Below are 506 nucleotides of genomic sequence, written 5' to 3'. Positions count from 1 at the left end.
GCCCGTCAACCCTGCTGTCATGGGGAACGAAGAGTCCTCCCACCCCGGGAGACCAGCTCCTGAGGGCATCGAGGTAATACACGGGGAAGATGAATACCCCGCCTTCCGGGAACATCTGGCGGTATTGGGTGTTCAGCCCGGCAAAGGGTTCGATATCGTCAGAACGCTCCCAGCAGAGTGCGATCCGTCTGCTCGAGCGGGACTGAGGGGCACCGTTCAGCCATGGGTCGACCGGCCGGTGCAGCTCCCACGGCGCTTCAAATATGGTGACCGGGTAGGGCAGGCGCAGCAGCTCCAGGTGTGCCTCGCCGATGGATTTTTCGTCAATCAGCTCGGCGCAGTTGGGAAGGAGAAACTTCACGCCCCGTCGCATCAGGTCGACAAGGCTCTCGATCTGCCGGGCGCTTTGCGGCCGCGCTGCTTTCCACTGTTTCCCGAGGAACAGCAGGTCATCAATCGCAAAGGACGTGTAGTGGGTGATCTCGATCGGTTTGTCCATGTCCGGC

The 506-nt window shown here is 61.3% G+C and carries 1 pseudogene; it reads right to left on the bottom strand.

Annotated features, from left to right (window positions below):
• Positions 1–499 (bottom strand): annotated as a pseudogene (locus FQ755_RS08310) (hypothetical protein); the annotation flags it as partial.
• Positions 500–506 lie beyond the last annotated feature (7 nt).

This window comes from Paraburkholderia sp. BCC1885 (genome assembly GCF_900996235.1).
Classification (GTDB): Bacteria; Pseudomonadota; Gammaproteobacteria; order Burkholderiales; family Burkholderiaceae; genus Paraburkholderia.
This window is presented reverse-complemented; position numbering and strand designations above follow the sequence as displayed.